Source organism: Thiobacillus thiophilus, from assembly GCF_055378705.1.
This window is the reverse complement of record NZ_AP042404.1, coordinates 1356799-1372154: the sequence shown is the minus strand read 5'-3', so window position 1 is coordinate 1372154 and position 15356 is coordinate 1356799. Positions and strand designations below refer to the sequence as shown.

At 60.4% G+C, this 15356-nt stretch carries 21 protein-coding genes; 8 read left to right on the top strand and 13 right to left on the bottom strand.

The features are described 5' to 3' along the window. Positions 1–104 precede the first annotated feature (104 nt). Both ACZ41T_RS06750 and ACZ41T_RS06745 read left to right on the top strand, forming a co-directional pair. Positions 105–533: a DUF4426 domain-containing protein gene (locus tag ACZ41T_RS06750; protein WP_464923706.1), complete on the top strand. Its 429-nt coding sequence runs from the start codon at positions 105–107 to the stop codon at positions 531–533. Positions 534–583: 50 nt separating this feature from the next. After that, on the top strand, positions 584–2368 hold the full coding sequence (locus tag ACZ41T_RS06745) for a hypothetical protein (protein WP_464923705.1): 1785 nt from the start codon (positions 584–586) through the stop codon (positions 2366–2368). Here ACZ41T_RS06745 and ACZ41T_RS06740 read toward each other — a convergent pair. Genes ACZ41T_RS06740 through ACZ41T_RS06715 form a run of 6 tightly spaced genes read right to left on the bottom strand, consistent with a single transcriptional unit; the run spans position 2344 to position 5578 of the window. Continuing rightward, positions 2344–3024 carry a sulfite exporter TauE/SafE family protein gene (locus ACZ41T_RS06740; protein ID WP_464923704.1) on the bottom strand — a complete coding sequence of 227 codons (681 nt, stop codon included), beginning with the start codon at positions 3022–3024 and terminating at the stop codon, positions 2344–2346. The two genes, ACZ41T_RS06745 and ACZ41T_RS06740, sit on opposite strands and share 25 nt — an antisense overlap. Continuing rightward, entirely contained in the window at positions 3021–3341 is a 321-nt protein-coding gene (locus ACZ41T_RS06735; protein WP_464923703.1) for a type II toxin-antitoxin system RelE/ParE family toxin, read from the bottom strand. Before ACZ41T_RS06735 ends, ACZ41T_RS06740 begins: the two co-directional genes overlap by 4 nt. A 9-nt stretch (positions 3342–3350) precedes the next feature. After that, the gene (locus ACZ41T_RS06730) at positions 3351–3566 is read right to left on the bottom strand and encodes an addiction module protein (protein ID WP_464923702.1); all 216 of its coding nucleotides are present in this window, start codon (positions 3564–3566) and stop codon (positions 3351–3353) included. 17 nt (positions 3567–3583) lie between these two features. After that, positions 3584–4945 carry an AmpG family muropeptide MFS transporter gene (locus ACZ41T_RS06725; RefSeq protein ID WP_464923701.1) on the bottom strand — a complete coding sequence of 454 codons (1362 nt, stop codon included), beginning with the start codon at positions 4943–4945 and terminating at the stop codon, positions 3584–3586. Positions 4946–4967: 22 nt separating this feature from the next. Continuing rightward, the gene (locus ACZ41T_RS06720) at positions 4968–5357 is read right to left on the bottom strand and encodes a type II toxin-antitoxin system death-on-curing family toxin (protein WP_464923700.1); all 390 of its coding nucleotides are present in this window, start codon (positions 5355–5357) and stop codon (positions 4968–4970) included. After that, on the bottom strand, positions 5354–5578 hold the full coding sequence (locus ACZ41T_RS06715; protein ID WP_464923699.1) for an AbrB/MazE/SpoVT family DNA-binding domain-containing protein: 225 nt from the start codon (positions 5576–5578) through the stop codon (positions 5354–5356). Before ACZ41T_RS06715 ends, ACZ41T_RS06720 begins: the two co-directional genes overlap by 4 nt. 155 nt (positions 5579–5733) lie before the next feature. On the opposite strand from ACZ41T_RS06715, the gene ACZ41T_RS06710 reads away from it, so the two are divergent. Genes ACZ41T_RS06710 through ACZ41T_RS06695 form a run of 4 tightly spaced genes read left to right on the top strand, consistent with a single transcriptional unit; the run spans position 5734 to position 7376 of the window. Further along, on the top strand, positions 5734–5994 hold the full coding sequence (locus ACZ41T_RS06710) for a CopG family ribbon-helix-helix protein (RefSeq protein WP_464923698.1): 261 nt from the start codon (positions 5734–5736) through the stop codon (positions 5992–5994). Continuing rightward, positions 5984–6256, top strand: a complete 273-nt coding sequence (locus ACZ41T_RS06705) for a type II toxin-antitoxin system RelE/ParE family toxin (protein WP_464923697.1) — start codon at positions 5984–5986, stop codon at positions 6254–6256. Before ACZ41T_RS06710 ends, ACZ41T_RS06705 begins: the two co-directional genes overlap by 11 nt. A gap of 27 nt (positions 6257–6283) precedes the next feature. Further along, positions 6284–6988, top strand: a complete 705-nt coding sequence (locus ACZ41T_RS06700; protein WP_464923696.1) for a DUF433 domain-containing protein — start codon at positions 6284–6286, stop codon at positions 6986–6988. Then, complete coding sequence (locus ACZ41T_RS06695; RefSeq protein WP_464923695.1) at positions 6933–7376, top strand: DUF5615 family PIN-like protein; 444 nt, start codon at positions 6933–6935, stop codon at positions 7374–7376. Before ACZ41T_RS06700 ends, ACZ41T_RS06695 begins: the two co-directional genes overlap by 56 nt. Here ACZ41T_RS06695 and ACZ41T_RS06690 read toward each other — a convergent pair. From ACZ41T_RS06690 to ACZ41T_RS06675, 4 genes are read right to left on the bottom strand one after another with little or no spacing between them, the layout of a single operon-like run. Then, on the bottom strand, positions 7369–7860 hold the full coding sequence (locus tag ACZ41T_RS06690; protein ID WP_464923935.1) for a type IIL restriction-modification enzyme MmeI: 492 nt from the start codon (positions 7858–7860) through the stop codon (positions 7369–7371). The genes ACZ41T_RS06695 and ACZ41T_RS06690 overlap by 8 nt on opposite strands. Next, positions 7817–8935, bottom strand: a complete 1119-nt coding sequence (locus ACZ41T_RS06685) for a DNA methyltransferase (RefSeq protein WP_464923694.1) — start codon at positions 8933–8935, stop codon at positions 7817–7819. The genes ACZ41T_RS06690 and ACZ41T_RS06685 overlap by 44 nt, the downstream gene beginning before the upstream one ends. Positions 8936–8940: 5 nt before the next feature. Next, the gene (dinD, locus tag ACZ41T_RS06680) at positions 8941–9831 is read right to left on the bottom strand and encodes a DNA damage-inducible protein D (RefSeq protein WP_464923693.1); all 891 of its coding nucleotides are present in this window, start codon (positions 9829–9831) and stop codon (positions 8941–8943) included. A gap of 48 nt (positions 9832–9879) precedes the next feature. Then, on the bottom strand, positions 9880–10659 hold the full coding sequence (locus ACZ41T_RS06675) for an exodeoxyribonuclease III (protein WP_464923692.1): 780 nt from the start codon (positions 10657–10659) through the stop codon (positions 9880–9882). Positions 10660–10686: 27 nt separating this feature from the next. On the opposite strand from ACZ41T_RS06675, the gene pyrE reads away from it, so the two are divergent. Together pyrE and ACZ41T_RS06665 are read left to right on the top strand one after the other, a co-directional pair. Next, a complete protein-coding gene (pyrE, locus tag ACZ41T_RS06670; RefSeq protein ID WP_464923691.1) occupies positions 10687–11325 on the top strand; it encodes an orotate phosphoribosyltransferase in 639 nt (212 codons plus the stop codon). Beyond that, complete coding sequence (locus ACZ41T_RS06665; protein ID WP_464923690.1) at positions 11315–11908, top strand: DUF4124 domain-containing protein; 594 nt, start codon at positions 11315–11317, stop codon at positions 11906–11908. Before pyrE ends, ACZ41T_RS06665 begins: the two co-directional genes overlap by 11 nt. Before the next feature lie 167 nt (positions 11909–12075). Here ACZ41T_RS06665 and gatB read toward each other — a convergent pair whose 3' ends face one another. From gatB to ACZ41T_RS06650, 3 genes are all read right to left on the bottom strand, one after another. Then, the gene (gatB, locus tag ACZ41T_RS06660; RefSeq protein WP_464923689.1) at positions 12076–13503 is read right to left on the bottom strand and encodes an Asp-tRNA(Asn)/Glu-tRNA(Gln) amidotransferase subunit GatB; all 1428 of its coding nucleotides are present in this window, start codon (positions 13501–13503) and stop codon (positions 12076–12078) included. Positions 13504–13516: 13 nt separating this feature from the next. Beyond that, positions 13517–14383 carry an XcyI family restriction endonuclease gene (locus tag ACZ41T_RS06655; RefSeq protein WP_464923688.1) on the bottom strand — a complete coding sequence of 289 codons (867 nt, stop codon included), beginning with the start codon at positions 14381–14383 and terminating at the stop codon, positions 13517–13519. A 94-nt stretch (positions 14384–14477) separates the two neighbouring features. Continuing rightward, the gene (locus ACZ41T_RS06650; protein ID WP_464923687.1) at positions 14478–15353 is read right to left on the bottom strand and encodes a DNA-methyltransferase; all 876 of its coding nucleotides are present in this window, start codon (positions 15351–15353) and stop codon (positions 14478–14480) included. Between the last annotated feature and the right edge of the window lie 3 nt (positions 15354–15356).

The following is a 15356-nucleotide window of genomic DNA, read 5'->3' as shown; positions in this document are numbered from 1 at the left end:
CGATTGGCGCTCGAAGGTGCACGGAAGTGCACCCATCCAAAGCATTTCGCGCTAATGAACAATCCGGGATTAAAACAACATCGTCCGCAACAAGGAGAGAGACCATGAAGCGCCTGCTTGCTACCCTGTTCCTATGCACAGTCACGGCTGTTGCCCACGCCGAAATCTCGCAAAAATTCGGCCCGCTCGAAATTCACTACAATGCCCTGATCACCGACGAGCTGCTGCCCGAGGTCGCACGCGCCTACAAGATCGAGCGCAGCAAGACGCGTGGACTGGTCACGATATCGGTACTGAAGAAGAATCAGGTCGGCGTGCCGATGCCGGTACTGGCCAGGATCACCGTCTACGTCACCAACCCTAGCCAGCAGCTGGCCAACATCACTCTGCGCGAAGTCAGGGAAGGCAGCGCGATTTATTACCTGGGCGAATTCCGCGTCACCCCGCCCGACACCCTGAAATTCACCGCCACGATCGAAGCGGAAGGCGAGCCGAAGCGCGAGATGGAGTTCAGCCAGAAGTTCTACAAGTAACCCATTCCTCCCCGTCGCCCCGATTCCGGGGCTTTTTTACGTCCCAAACCATGACCGAATCCTCAGTACACCGTTTCCCCACCTGGCTGGGCCTTTTGCAGGGAGGCGTGCTCTACGCGCTATACAAAAGCCACCAGGATAAATGGTGGCCGCTGGAGTGGGGCTGGCTGTTCAACGCCGTATTGTTGAGTACGTTGCTGCTGCCTTTTGTGGCGTACTGGGGGATCGATACCTTGAATCGCCGCGCGTTACGCCGCCTGCTGCTGGGCGTGGGCGTGCTGGTTTTTGGCCTGGGCGCGTATCAGGGCGCGATGGCGTTCCCTCTGCCGGATTCGACACGATTGCAGTTGGCGCCGGCGTCTGCTTTTCTCGGCCTGGCTTTGCTGGTTTTCATGCTGGTTCCGCTGACCTCCGGCTGGGCACGCGGGACACCAGATGCCACGCTCGGCGGCTGGCACTATCCACGCCTGTTTGAACATGCCTGGCGCAATGCTGTCGTGACCATTCAGGCAGGCGCGCTCACCGGGCTGTTCTGGGCGGTGTTGAGCCTGGGCGCGCAGCTGTTTCACCTGATCGGGGTGGAGTGGCCGAAAGAGACGATAGAGAAAGCCTGGTTCGCCATTCCCGTCACCACCCTGTCGATTGCACTGGGCCTGCGCATCGGTTTGCGCCGTGCCGCGTTCACGGTCACCTTGCGTAACCACTGGCTGACGCTCACCGTGTGGCTGCTGCCGTTGGCCAGCCTGATAGGCGTGGCATTCGTGCTCACCAGCTTCGCTGGTGTGGGCAAATTGTTCGAGCGCGGCCTGTCGGCATTTTTCCTGCTCTGGTTTGCGGCGTTCTGGATCACCTTTTTCAACTCGGCATTTCAGGATGGCCAAAGCGAGCCGCCGCTGCACCCCATCCTCCGCCGCGTGCTGCCGTTTGCCGCGCCGGCGTTGCTTGCGGTCGTCGGGCTGGCGGCGTGGGCGCTGATGTTGCGAATCCAGCAATATGGCCTTACCCCGGATCGGATTTGGGGCGCGTTGACGGTCGTGGTCGCGCTGGCTTATGGCGGCGGCTATACGCTGTCGTTGCGGCCAGGGGCGCCATCACGCTGGATGCCCGGTATCGCCCCCGCCAATATCGTGGCCTCACTCATCATGAGCGCAGGCATCATCCTGCTGCTGTCACCTGTGCTCGACGCCAACCGGCTGGCCACTGCCAGCCAGATGGTGCGTTTGCATACGGGGCAGGTGCAGGCGGACGATTTCGATGTGCGGGCGCTGACGCGGCAGGAACGTGCAGGTTACGACGCTTTGGCCGAGCTACGGCGTCAGCGCGGTCCGGATGGCAAGCCGGACAAGTTGGCGCTGCGGGCCGAGGACGCGGTCAACAATGCCAATCGCTACCGGGACAACGCGTTCGATGAACCGGATGAACTGGTTGCGGCCTTGGCCGAGCGTGTCGATGTCTACCCGGCCGAAAAAGTTTTGCCCGCAGGCTTCACGGATTTTCTCAGGCAGGACCTGGGGAAATGGGAATCCTGGCAACGTAAGGAAAGCTGTTTTGCGCGCCATCAAACACGTCAGCGCTGTACGGTGCTGCTGATCGACCTCAATCATGATGGTCAGGATGACGTGGTGTTGTGGCAGGGGGATGCTTACCGGTCTGCTGTTTATGCGCAAAGTGGTCAGCAGTGGCAACAAACGGGTCGCTTGATGGTGAGCGGGGGAGGCACCCCCGAGAGTGTCCGTGCCGAATTGGCAACCGGCGCCTACGCCGTCCGGCCTGTGCGCTGGGATGAATTGCGCGTCGGCAAAACCCGCTATCAGGTTTTCGAGAACGCAGAATAAATCAGCGTCAGCAGCCCCCACACGCCAAAGCCTGCCACCGTCAGCCCCGCCGCGCGGCGCACCCACAGCTGCTGCATGAAGGGCTGGATCTGCCGGGCGAACAGGCCCATTCCCAGCAGGTTCGGCAAGGTGCCGAGGCCGAATGCCAGCATCAGCGCCGCGCCTGAGGTAGGGCTGCCCGCCGCCAGCGCCGACACCAGGATCGAATACACCAGTCCGCACGGCAGCCAGCCCCAGGCCATCCCCGCCAGCACGGCCTGCGGCAGCGACCTCACCGGCAGCAGCTTCTGGAACAGCGGCTTCACCCGCCGCCACACGGCGCCGCCGGCGCGCTCGAAAACCAGCACCCACTGATTGAACCCGGCCAGATACAGGCCGAGCAGGATCATCACGGCCTGCGCCAGCACATACAACAGCATTTGTACCGGCGCGAAGTCCGCCAGTTTGAGCGAGGCGCCGAGCGCGCCGGCCAGCGCGCCGAACATCGCATATGACGACACCCGCCCCAGGTTGTAGGCCAGATGCAGGCGGAACGGCGGCGAGCTGCCGTCGGCGCGGAAGGAAAACGCCGCGACAATGCCGCCGCACATGCCAACGCAATGCACCCCGCCGAGCAGGCCGGCGAGGAGGGCGGTGAGGAGGGAAAATTCGATCATGGTTTGGGTCGGGCTCGACGCGCGCCAAGTGTGCTGCGTATCGAGCGGGGATTGCGACGGCAGTCGAGCACGGCGAGAACAATCGCGGTGTGGCCATCGAAATCGTAATAAATCGCAAAAGGAAAACGCTTGGACAGGCTGCGATGCAGGCCCGCGAGGGGCTTGGGGTGGACGCTCGCGTATAGCGCGAGCGCATCGATGTCGGAGAATAGGCTGTCGAGAAAATACTGGCCGAGTCCGGCGGCCTGGGTCTCGTAGAAGTCGAAACCGACCAGCAGATCCCGTTCGGCTGATACGCCGATCCGCACGTCATGCATGGGCGGGACTCAGCGCTCGGTCAGCTTGCGCAGCGCGTTTTTGGCGGATTGCCAGTTACGGTGCTGGCCGTCTTCCCGTTCGCTCAGGCGTTCTTCCAGCACGGCAGCGTGCCAGGGCGGGCTCAATTCGGCCGCATCGTCCTGGCATAGTGAATCCCACAGTGACTCCATCGCGGCCAGACGTTCGGCCAGGGGCAGTTGGGTGAGGGCGTCGAGATTTGGCATGGCAAAAGATTAGCACATCAGCCCGGTTGTCGTTGACGCCCCACCAGCCAGACCAGCAGCAAAACAGGCGCCCCGATCAGCGCAGTCCCGGTGAAGAAGCTCGCCCAGCCGAAGGCATCGACGAATTCGCCGGAAAAGCCCGCGATGAACTTGGGCAAGAGCAGCATCACCGAGGTGAACAGCGCATACTGCGTGGCCGAATAGGCCTGGTTCACCAGGCTGGACAGGTAGGCGACGAAGGCGCTTGAGGCGATGCCAGCAGAGAGATTGTCCGCCGATACCGTGAACACCAGCGCACCGACGTCGTGGCCGCGCCCGGCCAGCCACACGAACAGCAGGTTGGTCGCCGCCGACAGCACCGCGCCGAGGAACAGCGTGCGCATCACGCCCATGCGCATCACCAGCAGGCCACCGAGACCGGCGCCGAGAATGGTCATGACCACGCCGTAGACCTTGGATACGGTCGCCACCTCGTCCTTGGTGAAGCCCATTTCCTGGTAGAAGGGGTTGCTCATCACTCCCATCACCACGTCGGAGATGCGGTAGACGGCGATCAGTGCCAGCATCAGCACGGCCTGCCATTTGTAGCGCTGGATGAAGTCGATGAAGGGCGCCAGCACCGCGCTGTAGACCCACGCCGTGGCGGTCAGCAGCCAGCCGTGCAATCCGGCGGCGGCGAAGCGTTCCCGCGTATGCGCTTCGCGCTCGGTGGTGACGGTGGAGATTTTCTTTTCCGGCTCGCGGATGGTCAGCGTGGTGAGGATGCCGACCGCCATCAGCGCCGCCATCACCGTGTACGCCACCTGCCAGGGGCGGAAATCGTAGGTCGCCTCGGACGGATCGAAGGCCGCCGCGATCCACAGCGCGCCCGCGCCGGCGGTAATCATCGCGATGCGATAGCCTGCCTGATAGGTCGCCGCCATCGCCCCTTGTTTCTCGATTTCAACCGCCTCGATACGGTAGGCGTCGAGCGCGATGTCCTGTGTCGCCGAGGCGAACGCCACCGCCAGCGCCAGGTACACCATGTGCGTCAGGTTCTGCGCCGGGTCGGTGTTCGCCATCCCCAAGAGCGCAGCGGCAATGCAGACCTGCGACAGCAGCAGCCACGCCCGCCGCTTGCCCAGTCGCGCCGTCAGGAAGGGCAGCGGCAGCCGGTCCACCAGCGGCGACCACAGGAACTTGAAGCCGTACGCCAGCCCCACCCAGGAAAGATGCCCGATGGTCGCCCGCGCAATGCCCGCCTCCGACAGCCAGAACGACAGCGTGCCCAGCACCAGCAGCAGCGGCAGCCCGGCCGAAAAGCCGAGGAGCAGCATGCCGACGACGCGGGGGTGGGCGTAGACCTTGAGGGCGTTGAGCCAGGGGTGGGACGTGTGCATGGTGAGGCGAAAGGGTGGGCGGTTAAGCGCGGGGTGCAGTGTGATCGCGCAGCCAGTTGGCAAGGGTGGTTTCATCCCATTCGCCGGTGGCGACAGCGAGCATGGTGAGCACGCATTCCGCGTCGGTAGCATTCAGATCGTAGCCGTTCAGCAGTAGGAACAATTCCATCGCAACAAAAGCCGTGCGCTTGTTGCCGTCGATAAAAGGGTGGTTCTTTGCCACCGCAACGGCATACGACGCAGTGAGTGTGCAGGCATCGGGGGATTCGTAAGCAGCCAAATTGAGCGGACGCGCCAGCGCGGAATTGAACAGTCCTTCGTAGCGAAATCCTGCTGCCCCACCGTGTTCGGCCAATTGCTCGTCGTGCGCTGCGATCAGCACCGCACGGTCGAGCCAGATCCAGCCGCTCACTTTGCCAGCTCGTGCAACACCGCACGGCGTTTTTTCATGATCGCACGTGCCGCGTCCATCTGTTCCTCGAAGGCGGGGTCGTAAGGGCGTATCGCCAAGCCGTCCGGCGTTTCGGTCACAAACACCGTGTCGCCTTTTTCCAGTTTCAACCGCGCCAGCACTTCCTTGGGCAGGATCAATCCGACCGAATTGCCGATTTGGGTGAGTTTCAGGGCATGCATGGCAGACTTTTGTTGGTTATAACGGTTGTTATGTTAGCCCGCGATGCAGCGCAAGCCAAGGGTGCGAAAGGCCAGAATTTCCCGCCAGATGACAGGTTTGGCGCAATGATAGCGCCATGCTAGCCTATTGATGTATCCATTTTAAGGAGCCCGCAATGAGCACCGAAACCAAGTCCCCGGCGAACACCGCGCAGTTCAACGTGCGCCTGCCCACTGAACTGAAAACCCGGCTGGAAAGCTACGCGCAACTGGTTGGCCGCCCCCAAGCCAGTGTGGCGAGCGATGCGCTGGCCGATTATCTCGACTGGCGCGTTCCGCAGGTCGTAGCGCTGAAACAGGCCGTTGCCGCCGCTGACCGCGGCGAATTTGCCACTGTGGACGAAGTCGAGCAGTTCTTCAGGCGCTATGACGCTTGAATGGACGCGCGCGGCGCTTGCCGACCTGCGGCAGATTCTGGACTTCATCGAGGACAATCCGCACGCGGCGCGCGCATTGGCGGCCGGCTTCAGGCAAACCGCCGAGCACTTGGCCCTGCATCCCTTCATCGGGCGGCGCGGCGACCTCGAAGGCACGCGCGAACTGATGCTGCACCGCAATTACCTGCTGACTTACCGCGTCGGCAGCGAAGCCGTCGAAATCCTGCAAATCTGGCATGTCGCGCAAAAGCGCTACCACTGAGCATTGCGCCTGGGCTAAGATGCCGCCATGACTCAGCACGTAGAAAAGGCCACCATTTTCGATAAGCCAGCCTACCCGGCAAGTGAAGCCGCGTACATCCTCAATTTGCCCCCCGCCACAGTGAAAGCCTGGAGTTTTGGACAGACACGTCGGGATGATGGCAGCGTGCGCTTCAAGGCAGTCATTCGAGCGGCCGATACGCGCAATAAATTACTTTCGTTTGCCAATCTTTGCGAATTGCATGTTCTGGCTGCGATCCGGCGTGTGCATCGGGTCAGCCTGCCCAAAGTACGTGACAGTGTCGAATACTTGCGTAGCCAGTTGGGCGCGGACAGGCCGCTGATCGATCGACAGTTCAAAACCAACGGCATCGATCTTTTTGTCGAGCAGGCCAGCAAACTGCTGAACGTGTCACGTCAGGGACAAGAGGCGTTGCGCGGCGAATTCGAACTCGCACTCGCGCGCATTGAACGCGACAATCAGGGCAACCCGATCAAGCTGTTCCCTTACAGCCGCACTTCAGATCACACAGCGGAGCAGCCAAAATCCGTGGTCATCGATCCGCGCATATCTTTTGGGCGCCCCGTTTTGACTCAATTCGCCGTACCCACCGAAGTGATTTTCGACCGTTTCCAGGCTGGCGATTCGCTGGAAGACATGGCGCTCGACTACAACGTTGACGAAAAAGAAATCGAAGAAGCGCTCCGCTTCGAACAGCGCCGCGCCGCCTGAGCCGATCCCCCTGTTTGTTGATCGCTGCGCCTGGAGCCGTCTGCTGGGCGAGGCGCTGGACAAGATCGGCGCAAATTATATAGCTCATCACCAGCGGTTTGCGCCCGATGCACCCGACGAGGAATGGCTGGCGGCTGCGGGTCGGGAAGCCTGGATTGTACTGACCCGCGACAAGCACATCCGCAGGCGCCCAACCGAATTCGAAGCCTTTCGCGAGCACAACGTCATCGTTTTCGTGCTTGCGGCCGGCAATGCCTCGGCGGCCGAAACTGCCGATCTTGTGACCCGTCTCTACGACAAAATCCAGAGACTTGCCGCCCAAATCAAACCACCTGTCATGTACAGCGTGACCCGGTCGGGCGTGAGCAAACCGATCAAGTTCAAGTAAGGGCAGATTTCTTCCGGCTGCGCTTCACAGTGGCGACCGGCAACAGCGAGGTCAACGCCTGATAGCGCGCGAACAGGAATGCCACCCGCTCGGCGTCGGACTTGAAGCGGGTTTCCCCATAGGCCTTGTCCACCACCGCGTCGAGTTTGTGGTGCGCTTTCATCAGCGCGGGTGGCATGGTCAGCGGGTCGTAGAGGTCGGCGAGCGTGGCGTCGGGGAATTGTGCGCGGGCGTCAAGCACGGCCTGGGCGGCGGCTTCGATGGCCTGCCGGATTTTGTCGGCCGGGGCGTCGGGCCAGGGGAAGTTGTTGTAGACGATGTCTTTTGAGTAACGATAACGACTCTCTAATCGCCCGCATGTATACCGTACCCAGGCCATGTGCATGGATGACTGGATGACCCCGAAATGAAACCGAGTCGCTCCCGGCAAGGCAAAACAACTATTTCCAACAATGACGTCGCTGGGAAAAAATCCGAAAGGAATATATCGGCGGTTCTCGGAGGTATGGCCCGGGATTAAGAACGTAGCTGGACTGTGGCTGGGTTACCTGACGAAACAGTGTTGGATACGGATAATCCCGTGTCGTCTTTGCCTTGCTAGCTTTCCGAAAGGCCACAACCGCTTCAATACGCTGTTTGATCGTGGGCAATTTCGCGATTTCGTCCGGCTTTGCGTCGACCAGCCACAGCACGAACCGCTTTTCACCATGAAGGTATTCATGTGCGCTGATGAAGGGACGAATAAATTTCTGTGCTGCGGGCTCGCGCACTAGAAATTCCTTGGCCTCATGCTCTGAGAAGAGGAAGCTCCCGCCGTCAGTCGGCTTGCTTCCATACATCATCGTGGGTACATCCCCCAAAGGCTGGCTACGGTTTTCCAGCAGAACGTCTGGTCCATCGATCAAATAGGGGTTGATGTGGCTGACCACGCGGGCATGCGGTTCAGCATCCGGTGTGTCATATTCGAACAGGATTTTTTGATCGCGTTCGAATTGGGCAAAACCAATAATTACGCAGTAAACAGCGGCCTTGCCACGCGCCTCGTTGCTCCAGCGGAATGTTGTGTGCGCGAAGTTGATGCGGATCCCCTCTTTGAGAAGTGCAGACCACAAGATTCCGACTTGCTCTCCCTGCGTAATCGAGTTTGTGGCCACGAAAGCAACCTCGATCTTCGTGTTACGGATGTAGCGAGCAGCCTTTACATACCAGGCACTTACAAAATCCATCATCCCCGCGGCTGAAACGTCATGCAGTTCGCTTCGAAGTAAGGATTTTTGTTCTTCACTTTGCAAGTGATGGCCAATGAAGGGCGGGTTGCCCATGACATGGCTCGCCCGTTCCGCGGGCAGCACGCTGTTCCAGTCGAGCGTCAGCGCATTGCCGTGGATGATGTGCGGGCTGGTCTTGAGCGGAATGCGGGCAAAATACATGCCGAATTCCTCGCTTACCCTGAGATTCATCTGGTGGTCGACCAGCCACAATGCGACCTGGGCGATCTGGGCGGGGAACTCCTCGATCTCGATGCCGTGGAACTGGTCGACATCGATGGAGAGCGGCATGGCGGTTATTGACTTGTTCCCTTGTCGGGTGGGCTGTTTCCCAGCAAACCGCCCGCATCACGCTCGTCCAGTTCCAGCTTGGGCGTGGCGGTCTTGATGCGTTTTTCCACGTCCTTGATGGGTTCGGCAGCGGGCATGTTCTCGGGGCGTTCGCCGCCGATGCGCTCGATGGCGGCGCGGACTTCCTGGCCGACTTGCTCGTGGGCGCGGATGGCTTGCTGTTGATCGCGGATGCCTTCACGTGCCAGTTTGTCGCGGGCCTGGGTCATGCGGAACTGGTTGGCGGCAAGCTCGGTGGCGTTCATCCGGTCCATCAGCTGTTCTTTGGCTGGGACGCCTTTCCTGGCCTTGATCTGTTCGTTGCCCAGACCGCCGTAGAGGCCTTTGTAACCGGCATCGTGAAAAATGCCGAACATGCGGCTTTGCACGCCGGCCTGCTGGGCGGCGCCGGAGAGCGCCTTGAATTCTTCCGAGGTCTGCTTGCGCAGTTCCAGTCGCTCGACGTCCGCGGCCAGTTGTTCGGATAATTCCTGGCGCCGGGTCTGGATGGCAAAGTATTTCTGGGCCTGGGCGATTTCAGGTTTGCGCGGATCGCCGTTCTGGGCGATGAGGTAGCAGGCGAAGCGGGACAGTTGATAGTCCTCTACTGCTCGCTGGCTTCCCGACCCGATCTCGACCATTTTGCCGGCGCCGGCAAAATGGTCGGCAGGGTCGTTGCCCGACTGTTCGCATGAGGTTTGGGCGCGCTTGATGGCATCTTCAAACCGCCGCCACTGGCTGTAACCCAGCAGAGGCTGAAGGCCGCGTGCACTCCAGTACTCGGCGCCGTGGTCGTTGACCTGCTTGAGTTCCTCGAAGGGTTGTCCGCCGATGCTGGGCAGTTCCTTTTTTGCCATGTCGTTCCTCCCTCCTGGATTGTATTGATTGTTTCCTCTGTGACGGGGTTACGGTGCGTAATCGTAATCGACGATGAGCGGCGCGTGGTCGGAAAAGCGCTGGTCCTTGTAGACGCTGGCGGACGTTGCCTTGGCGGCGATGTCGGGGGTGGCGATCTGGTAGTCGATGCGCCAGCCGACATTCTTTGCATACGCCTGGCCGCGGTTGCTCCACCAGGTGTAGGCCTCGCCGGTGTGCTCGGGATAGAGGCTGCGGTAGACATCGATCCAGCCGAGTTCGTCGAACAGGCGGGTCATCCAGGCGCGCTCTTCGGGCAGGAAGCCGGAGTTCTTCTGGTTGGATTTCCAGTTCTTGAGGTCGATTTCCTGGTGCGCAATGTTCCAGTCGCCGCAGATGACGATCTCGCGGCCGGATTTGATCAGCGCTTGGAGGTGCGGGAAGAATACATCCATGAAGCGGTACTTGGCCTGCTGGCGTTCCTCGCTGCTGGAACCGGAGGGTTGGTAGAGCGAGATGACGGCCAGCTTGCCGTAGTCGGCCTCGATGTAGCGGCCTTCGGCATCGAATTCCGGGATGCCGAGGCCTTCGACGATTTTTTGTGGTTGTTTGCGTGTGTAGACGCCGACGCCGCTATAGCCTTTTTTCTCAGCGTGGTGAAAAGTGCCGGTGAGGCCGTCGCACTGGATGAATTCGGGCTTGAGGTCGGCGGCCTGCGCCTTGAGTTCCTGCACGCAGACGACGTCGGCATGCTGGGTGGGCAGCCAGTCGAAGAAGCCCTTGGTGGCGGCGGAACGGATGCCGTTGAGGTTGGCCGATATAATTCGCATCGAGATCGATTCAAGAAGTTAAGGAAAATGTCCGATTACAAAGTCGAGTTTGTAGAATTCGCCATTGCCTCGAATGTGTTGTGTTTTGGCGAGTTCAAGACCAAGGCGGGGCGCATGAGCCCCTATTTTTTCAACGCGGGGCTGTTCAACGACGGCGACAAGCTGCGTCGGCTGGGCGAATTTTACGCGAAAGCCATTATCGACTCAGGGATCGCGTTCGACGTGCTGTTCGGCCCGGCCTACAAGGGCATTCCGCTGGCGGCGAGCATCGCGATCGCGCTGGCGGGCATGGGCAGGAACGTGCCGTTTGCGTACAACCGCAAGGAGGCCAAGGATCATGGCGAGGGCGGCACGGTGGTCGGCGCGAAACTGCAGGGCCGCGTGCTGATTGTCGACGATGTGATTTCGGCGGGGACTTCGGTGCGCGAGTCGGTGGACCTGATCCGCTACGCGGGCGCCGAACCGGCCGGGGTGGTGATCGCGCTGGACCGTATGGAGCGCGGCGGTGGCGACAAGTCGGCGGTGCAGGAAGTGCGCGAGCAATATGACATTCCGGTGGTGGCTGTGGTCACGCTGGACAATCTGGTGGAGTTTCTGGAACACGATGCAGACAGACAACAAGAATTGCAGGCCGTGGCAGACTACCGTGCGAGGTATGGCGTATAGCGCGCTGGCAGTCGCTCTGCTGCTGGCCGCGGGCACAGCGCAGGCGACCATGTACCGCTGGGTGGACGGCAACGGCCGCGTGCATTACAGCGATACGCCGCCGATGACCTTTCAGAAAAGCGGCGGCGCCGAGTTGAGTAAACAGGGCAATGTCATCAGGCGTACGCAATCCGAGGCCGAGCGTCAGGCCGAGGCCGAGCGTCGGGCCGAGCAAAAGCGCATTAAGGTGGAACAGGACAAGCAGGCACAGCTCGATCGCGCGCTGACCCAGACCTACACCACCGAAGCGGAAATCGACCTCGCACGCGACCGTGCGCTGGAGCATCATAAACTGGCGATCAAGGGGGCTGAAGTCCGCGGCAAGGCGGTGGAAGCGAACCTGGCGGAATTGAAGGCGCGTATCGCCAATATCGAAAAGGCAGGCCGCCCGGTTTCGCCCAATCTGAAGGAACGGCTGGATCAGGTCATCCAGGAGGGTCTGGACTTGAAGCGCACCATCTTCAGCAACGAAGAGGCGATGGTGCAAGTGGGCGAGAAATACGCGGCCGACAAGGCGCGCTTCCGCGAGCTGACGGGCAAATAAGGGTCTCGTGGGGAAAGCGTTTGAACCACAGAGGCACAGAGACACAGAGGTAAAACAAAGCGTTATTTCAGTTGGGCACATCACCCGATGGGGGATGCCAATCACTTGTTGTTTCTTGATTTTCTCTGTGTCTCTGTGCCTCTGTGGTGAGATTCTTGGTTTTTGGATTACCGCAGCCGGGCTTTCAGCAATTCGTTGACCTGCGCCGGATTGGCCTTGCCGCGGCTGGCCTTCATCACCTGTCCCACCAGGGCATTGAAAGCCTTTTCCTTGCCGGCACGGAATTCCTCGACCGATTTCGGATTGGCGGCGAGCACGTCGTCGACGATCTTTTCCAGTTCGCCGGAATCGGACATCTGCTTCAAGCCGCGCGCCTCGATGATGGCGTCGACCTCGCCGGCGCCTTCCCACAGCCCTTCGAACACCTGCTTGGCGAGCTTGCCGGAGAGCGTGCCGTCCTGAATGCGCACGATCAGTGTGCCGAGCTGCGCTGCCGAGACCGGACTTTGCGCGATGTCGAGCTCGGCCTTGTTCAGCGCGGCCGAGAGTTCGCCCATCACCCAGTTGGCGGCAAGCTTGCCCTGGCCGCAGACACGGGCGGCTGCCTCGAAGAAATCGGCGAGCGCACGCGAACTCGTCAGCACCGCCGCGTCGTAGGCCGATACGCCATAGCCAGCCTGAAAGCGTGCCTGCATCGCAGCCGGAAGTTCGGGCAGGCCGGCACGCACCGCTTCGATCCAGTCCTCGTCGAGCTTCACCGGCAACAGGTCGGGGTCGGGGAAGTAGCGGTAATCGTGTGCGTCTTCCTTGCTGCGCATCATGCGTGTCTCGCCGGTGTCGGGGTCGAACAGCACCGTGGCCTGCTCGATGCGGCCGCCGTCCTCCAGCGTCTCGATCTGCCAGCGGACTTCGAAGTCGATCGCCTGTTGCAGAAACTTGAAGGAGTTGAGGTTCTTGATTTCGCGGCGGGTGCCGAATTCGGCCTGCCCGACCGGGCGTACCGAGACATTGGCGTCGACGCGGAAGCTGCCTTCCTGCATGTTGCCGTCGCAGATGCCGATCCAGGTCACCAGCGTGTGCAGTGCGCGGGCGTAGGCCACGGCCTCGGCACTTGAGCGCATCTCGGGCTCGGAGACGATCTCCAGCAATGGCGTGCCGGCGCGGTTGAGGTCGATTCCGGTCATGCCATGGAAATCCTCGTGCAGCGATTTGCCGGCGTCCTCTTCCATGTGGGCGCGGGTGAGGTGGATGGTTCTTTCTTCACCCTCGACCACGATCTTCAGCGCGCCACCCTCGACGATGGGTTTGGCCAGCTGGCTGATCTGGTAGCCCTTGGGGAGGTCGGGATAGAAGTAGTTCTTGCGGTCGAACACGTTGACGCGGTTGAGGTGCGCGTCGACCGCCAGGCCGAACCTGATTGCGCATTCCACCGCTTTCTTGTTCAGCACCGGCAGCACACCGGGCAGGGCGATATCAACCGCGCTTGCCTGGGTGTTGGGCGCCGCGCCGAAGGCGGTGCTGCTGCCCGAAAAAATTTTTGATTTGGTTGCGAGCTGGGTGTGCACTTCCAGCCCGATGACGGTTTCCCACTGCATAATTAGTGCTCGCTTAACCTTTAATTCCTGTGAGGGAGATGATTCTGTTTTTGAAATCCTGGTATTCGCTGCTCTTGGAATCGGCCAAGCGGTCCATGAGGTAAAACTGGTCCGTGCTCGGCGACTCTTTATGGGCCATCGGCATGTCCAGGCGATTGACATTGGCCACGGTCCAGCACTCCGTATAGCCTTCCGAGCGGGCTTTACGGTGGCTCTTCTCGGCCTCGCCGATGCGGTTGTGGATGTTGGAGAAATCCGTTCCACCCTTGATCTCGATGGCGATGATGTTGCGGAAGCCTGTTGCCATTTGCTCGCGGATGATGATGTCGGGGTCGGCGGCAAACTCGATCAACACCATGCGGCGGGGAGCGTTCCTGATTTCGATCCGGTTTGCCTCGGTGGTCTGCGCTGCCTTTTTGACGATGGCGTGGATGATTTCGGATACTTTTAAAATGGCGGCATCGCCCTTGCGTACGTTGGCGCCGCCGCGCAATTGCGGGCCGAAGGTGAGCAGGGATAGATCGTCAAGCAGGCGCTTGCTTACGCGCTCTGGGCCAATGCCTTCGATTAATTGGGAGGCAACTTTATTGAGTGCTTTGCATAAGTCATCTAAGGTGCCATTCCTTTTTGAGGGTAATTGGGCCTCGGTTTCCATGCACTTAGGGCCCGATGCGCCGGTTGCTGTTGTGAAGAATTCCTTCTGGCTGTAGCCGAGCAGCAGGCGATAGTAGGCGAGCAATTTCGGATTGGCTCGCAGTACCGACGGTGTGGCGAAGGCCAACTCGCCGCGCAGGCCATGCTTGGCCAACGCAGCAAGGCTGGTCTTGGGTGTGAGGCGTGCCAATTCTTTATCCACGTCAGCGATGTCTAGACTTTCCACAGCCAGCCCCAAGGCATCCTGAAGATAAAGGCTGCGTGCTTTAGCAAGGCGAAGGAGAAGTCGATTTGCTGTTCGAAGGCGGGGAACTGGAACATCAGGCTGCCTTCAAGCGCAATACATTATGCGTGAGCGGCCTCAGGCGTTCGACCGCTAGATCGACATATTCCGGATTCAGCTCGATGCCGAGATAGCGGTGCCCTAGTTTTTGGCAGACGAGGCCCACTGTGCCGGAACCAAAGAAAGGGTCGAGCACGAAGTCATTCTCCCGTGCGGTGCTGAGAATGCAGGGTTCGATGAGTTGCGGTGGAAATACGGCGTAATGGGCGTGTTCCGTGGCCTGGGTATTGATGCTCCAGACCGAGCGTCGATTGCGCAGGGCGCCATTTACAGCTGGCTCCTTGGCAGTGGCATGGTCGTAGAAGTAGCGTTCCGACTTGCTGAACATGAACAAGTATTCGTGGCAGCGGGTGGGGCGGTCCTTCACGCTTTCGGGCATGGCATTGGGCTTGTGCCAGACAATGTCACTGCGTAGATACCAACCGTCATCCTGAAGCGCGAAGGCCAAGCGCCAAGGTATGCCGAGCAGGTCTTTGGGTTTTAGACCCTCGGGCGTGTCGGGGCGGACCGACATGGCGCGTGCTGGATTTTTCTTGTCTGGCGCACGGTAGCCACGGTTGCCGCTGGTATAGCCGTCGCCGATATTTAGCCAGAGCACGCCGTCGTTGCGCAATACTCGCTTGGCCTCGGCGAAGACGGCGACCAGGCGGTTGATGAACTGCGGCAGGGTTTCTTCTAGGCCGATCTGACCTTCGATGTCGTAGTCCCTGAGGCCCCAATAGGGGGGGGAGGTCACGATGCACTGGATGGATTGTGAAGGCAGGCGCTGCAATGCATGCAAGGCATCGCCTTCGAAGATCGTAGATTCCACCAGTTCATGGCGTTTTGGCGATGGTACGGTTTCCAGCCTCATGAC

Bases quoted from the DNA above. Each gene is read 5' to 3' on its own strand.
- ACZ41T_RS06750 (WP_464923706.1), top strand. From the start codon at position 105: ATGAAGCGCCTGCTTGCTACCCTGTTCCTATGCACAGTCACGGCTGTT.
- ACZ41T_RS06745 (WP_464923705.1), top strand. From the start codon at position 584: ATGACCGAATCCTCAGTACACCGTTTCCCCACCTGGCTGGGCCTTTTG.
- ACZ41T_RS06740 (WP_464923704.1), bottom strand. From the start codon at position 3,024: ATGATCGAATTTTCCCTCCTCACCGCCCTCCTCGCCGGCCTGCTCGGC.
- ACZ41T_RS06735 (WP_464923703.1), bottom strand. From the start codon at position 3,341: ATGCATGACGTGCGGATCGGCGTATCAGCCGAACGGGATCTGCTGGTC.
- ACZ41T_RS06730 (WP_464923702.1), bottom strand. From the start codon at position 3,566: ATGCCAAATCTCGACGCCCTCACCCAACTGCCCCTGGCCGAACGTCTG.
- ACZ41T_RS06725 (WP_464923701.1), bottom strand. From the start codon at position 4,945: ATGCACACGTCCCACCCCTGGCTCAACGCCCTCAAGGTCTACGCCCAC.
- ACZ41T_RS06715 (WP_464923699.1), bottom strand. From the start codon at position 5,578: ATGCATGCCCTGAAACTCACCCAAATCGGCAATTCGGTCGGATTGATC.
- ACZ41T_RS06710 (WP_464923698.1), top strand. From the start codon at position 5,734: ATGAGCACCGAAACCAAGTCCCCGGCGAACACCGCGCAGTTCAACGTG.
- ACZ41T_RS06705 (WP_464923697.1), top strand. From the start codon at position 5,984: ATGACGCTTGAATGGACGCGCGCGGCGCTTGCCGACCTGCGGCAGATT.
- ACZ41T_RS06700 (WP_464923696.1), top strand. From the start codon at position 6,284: ATGACTCAGCACGTAGAAAAGGCCACCATTTTCGATAAGCCAGCCTAC.
- ACZ41T_RS06685 (WP_464923694.1), bottom strand. From the start codon at position 8,935: ATGCCGCTCTCCATCGATGTCGACCAGTTCCACGGCATCGAGATCGAG.
- dinD (WP_464923693.1), bottom strand. From the start codon at position 9,831: ATGGCAAAAAAGGAACTGCCCAGCATCGGCGGACAACCCTTCGAGGAA.
- ACZ41T_RS06675 (WP_464923692.1), bottom strand. From the start codon at position 10,659: ATGCGAATTATATCGGCCAACCTCAACGGCATCCGTTCCGCCGCCACC.
- pyrE (WP_464923691.1), top strand. From the start codon at position 10,687: ATGTCCGATTACAAAGTCGAGTTTGTAGAATTCGCCATTGCCTCGAAT.
- ACZ41T_RS06665 (WP_464923690.1), top strand. From the start codon at position 11,315: ATGGCGTATAGCGCGCTGGCAGTCGCTCTGCTGCTGGCCGCGGGCACA.
- gatB (WP_464923689.1), bottom strand. From the start codon at position 13,503: ATGCAGTGGGAAACCGTCATCGGGCTGGAAGTGCACACCCAGCTCGCA.
- ACZ41T_RS06650 (WP_464923687.1), bottom strand. From the start codon at position 15,353: ATGAGGCTGGAAACCGTACCATCGCCAAAACGCCATGAACTGGTGGAA.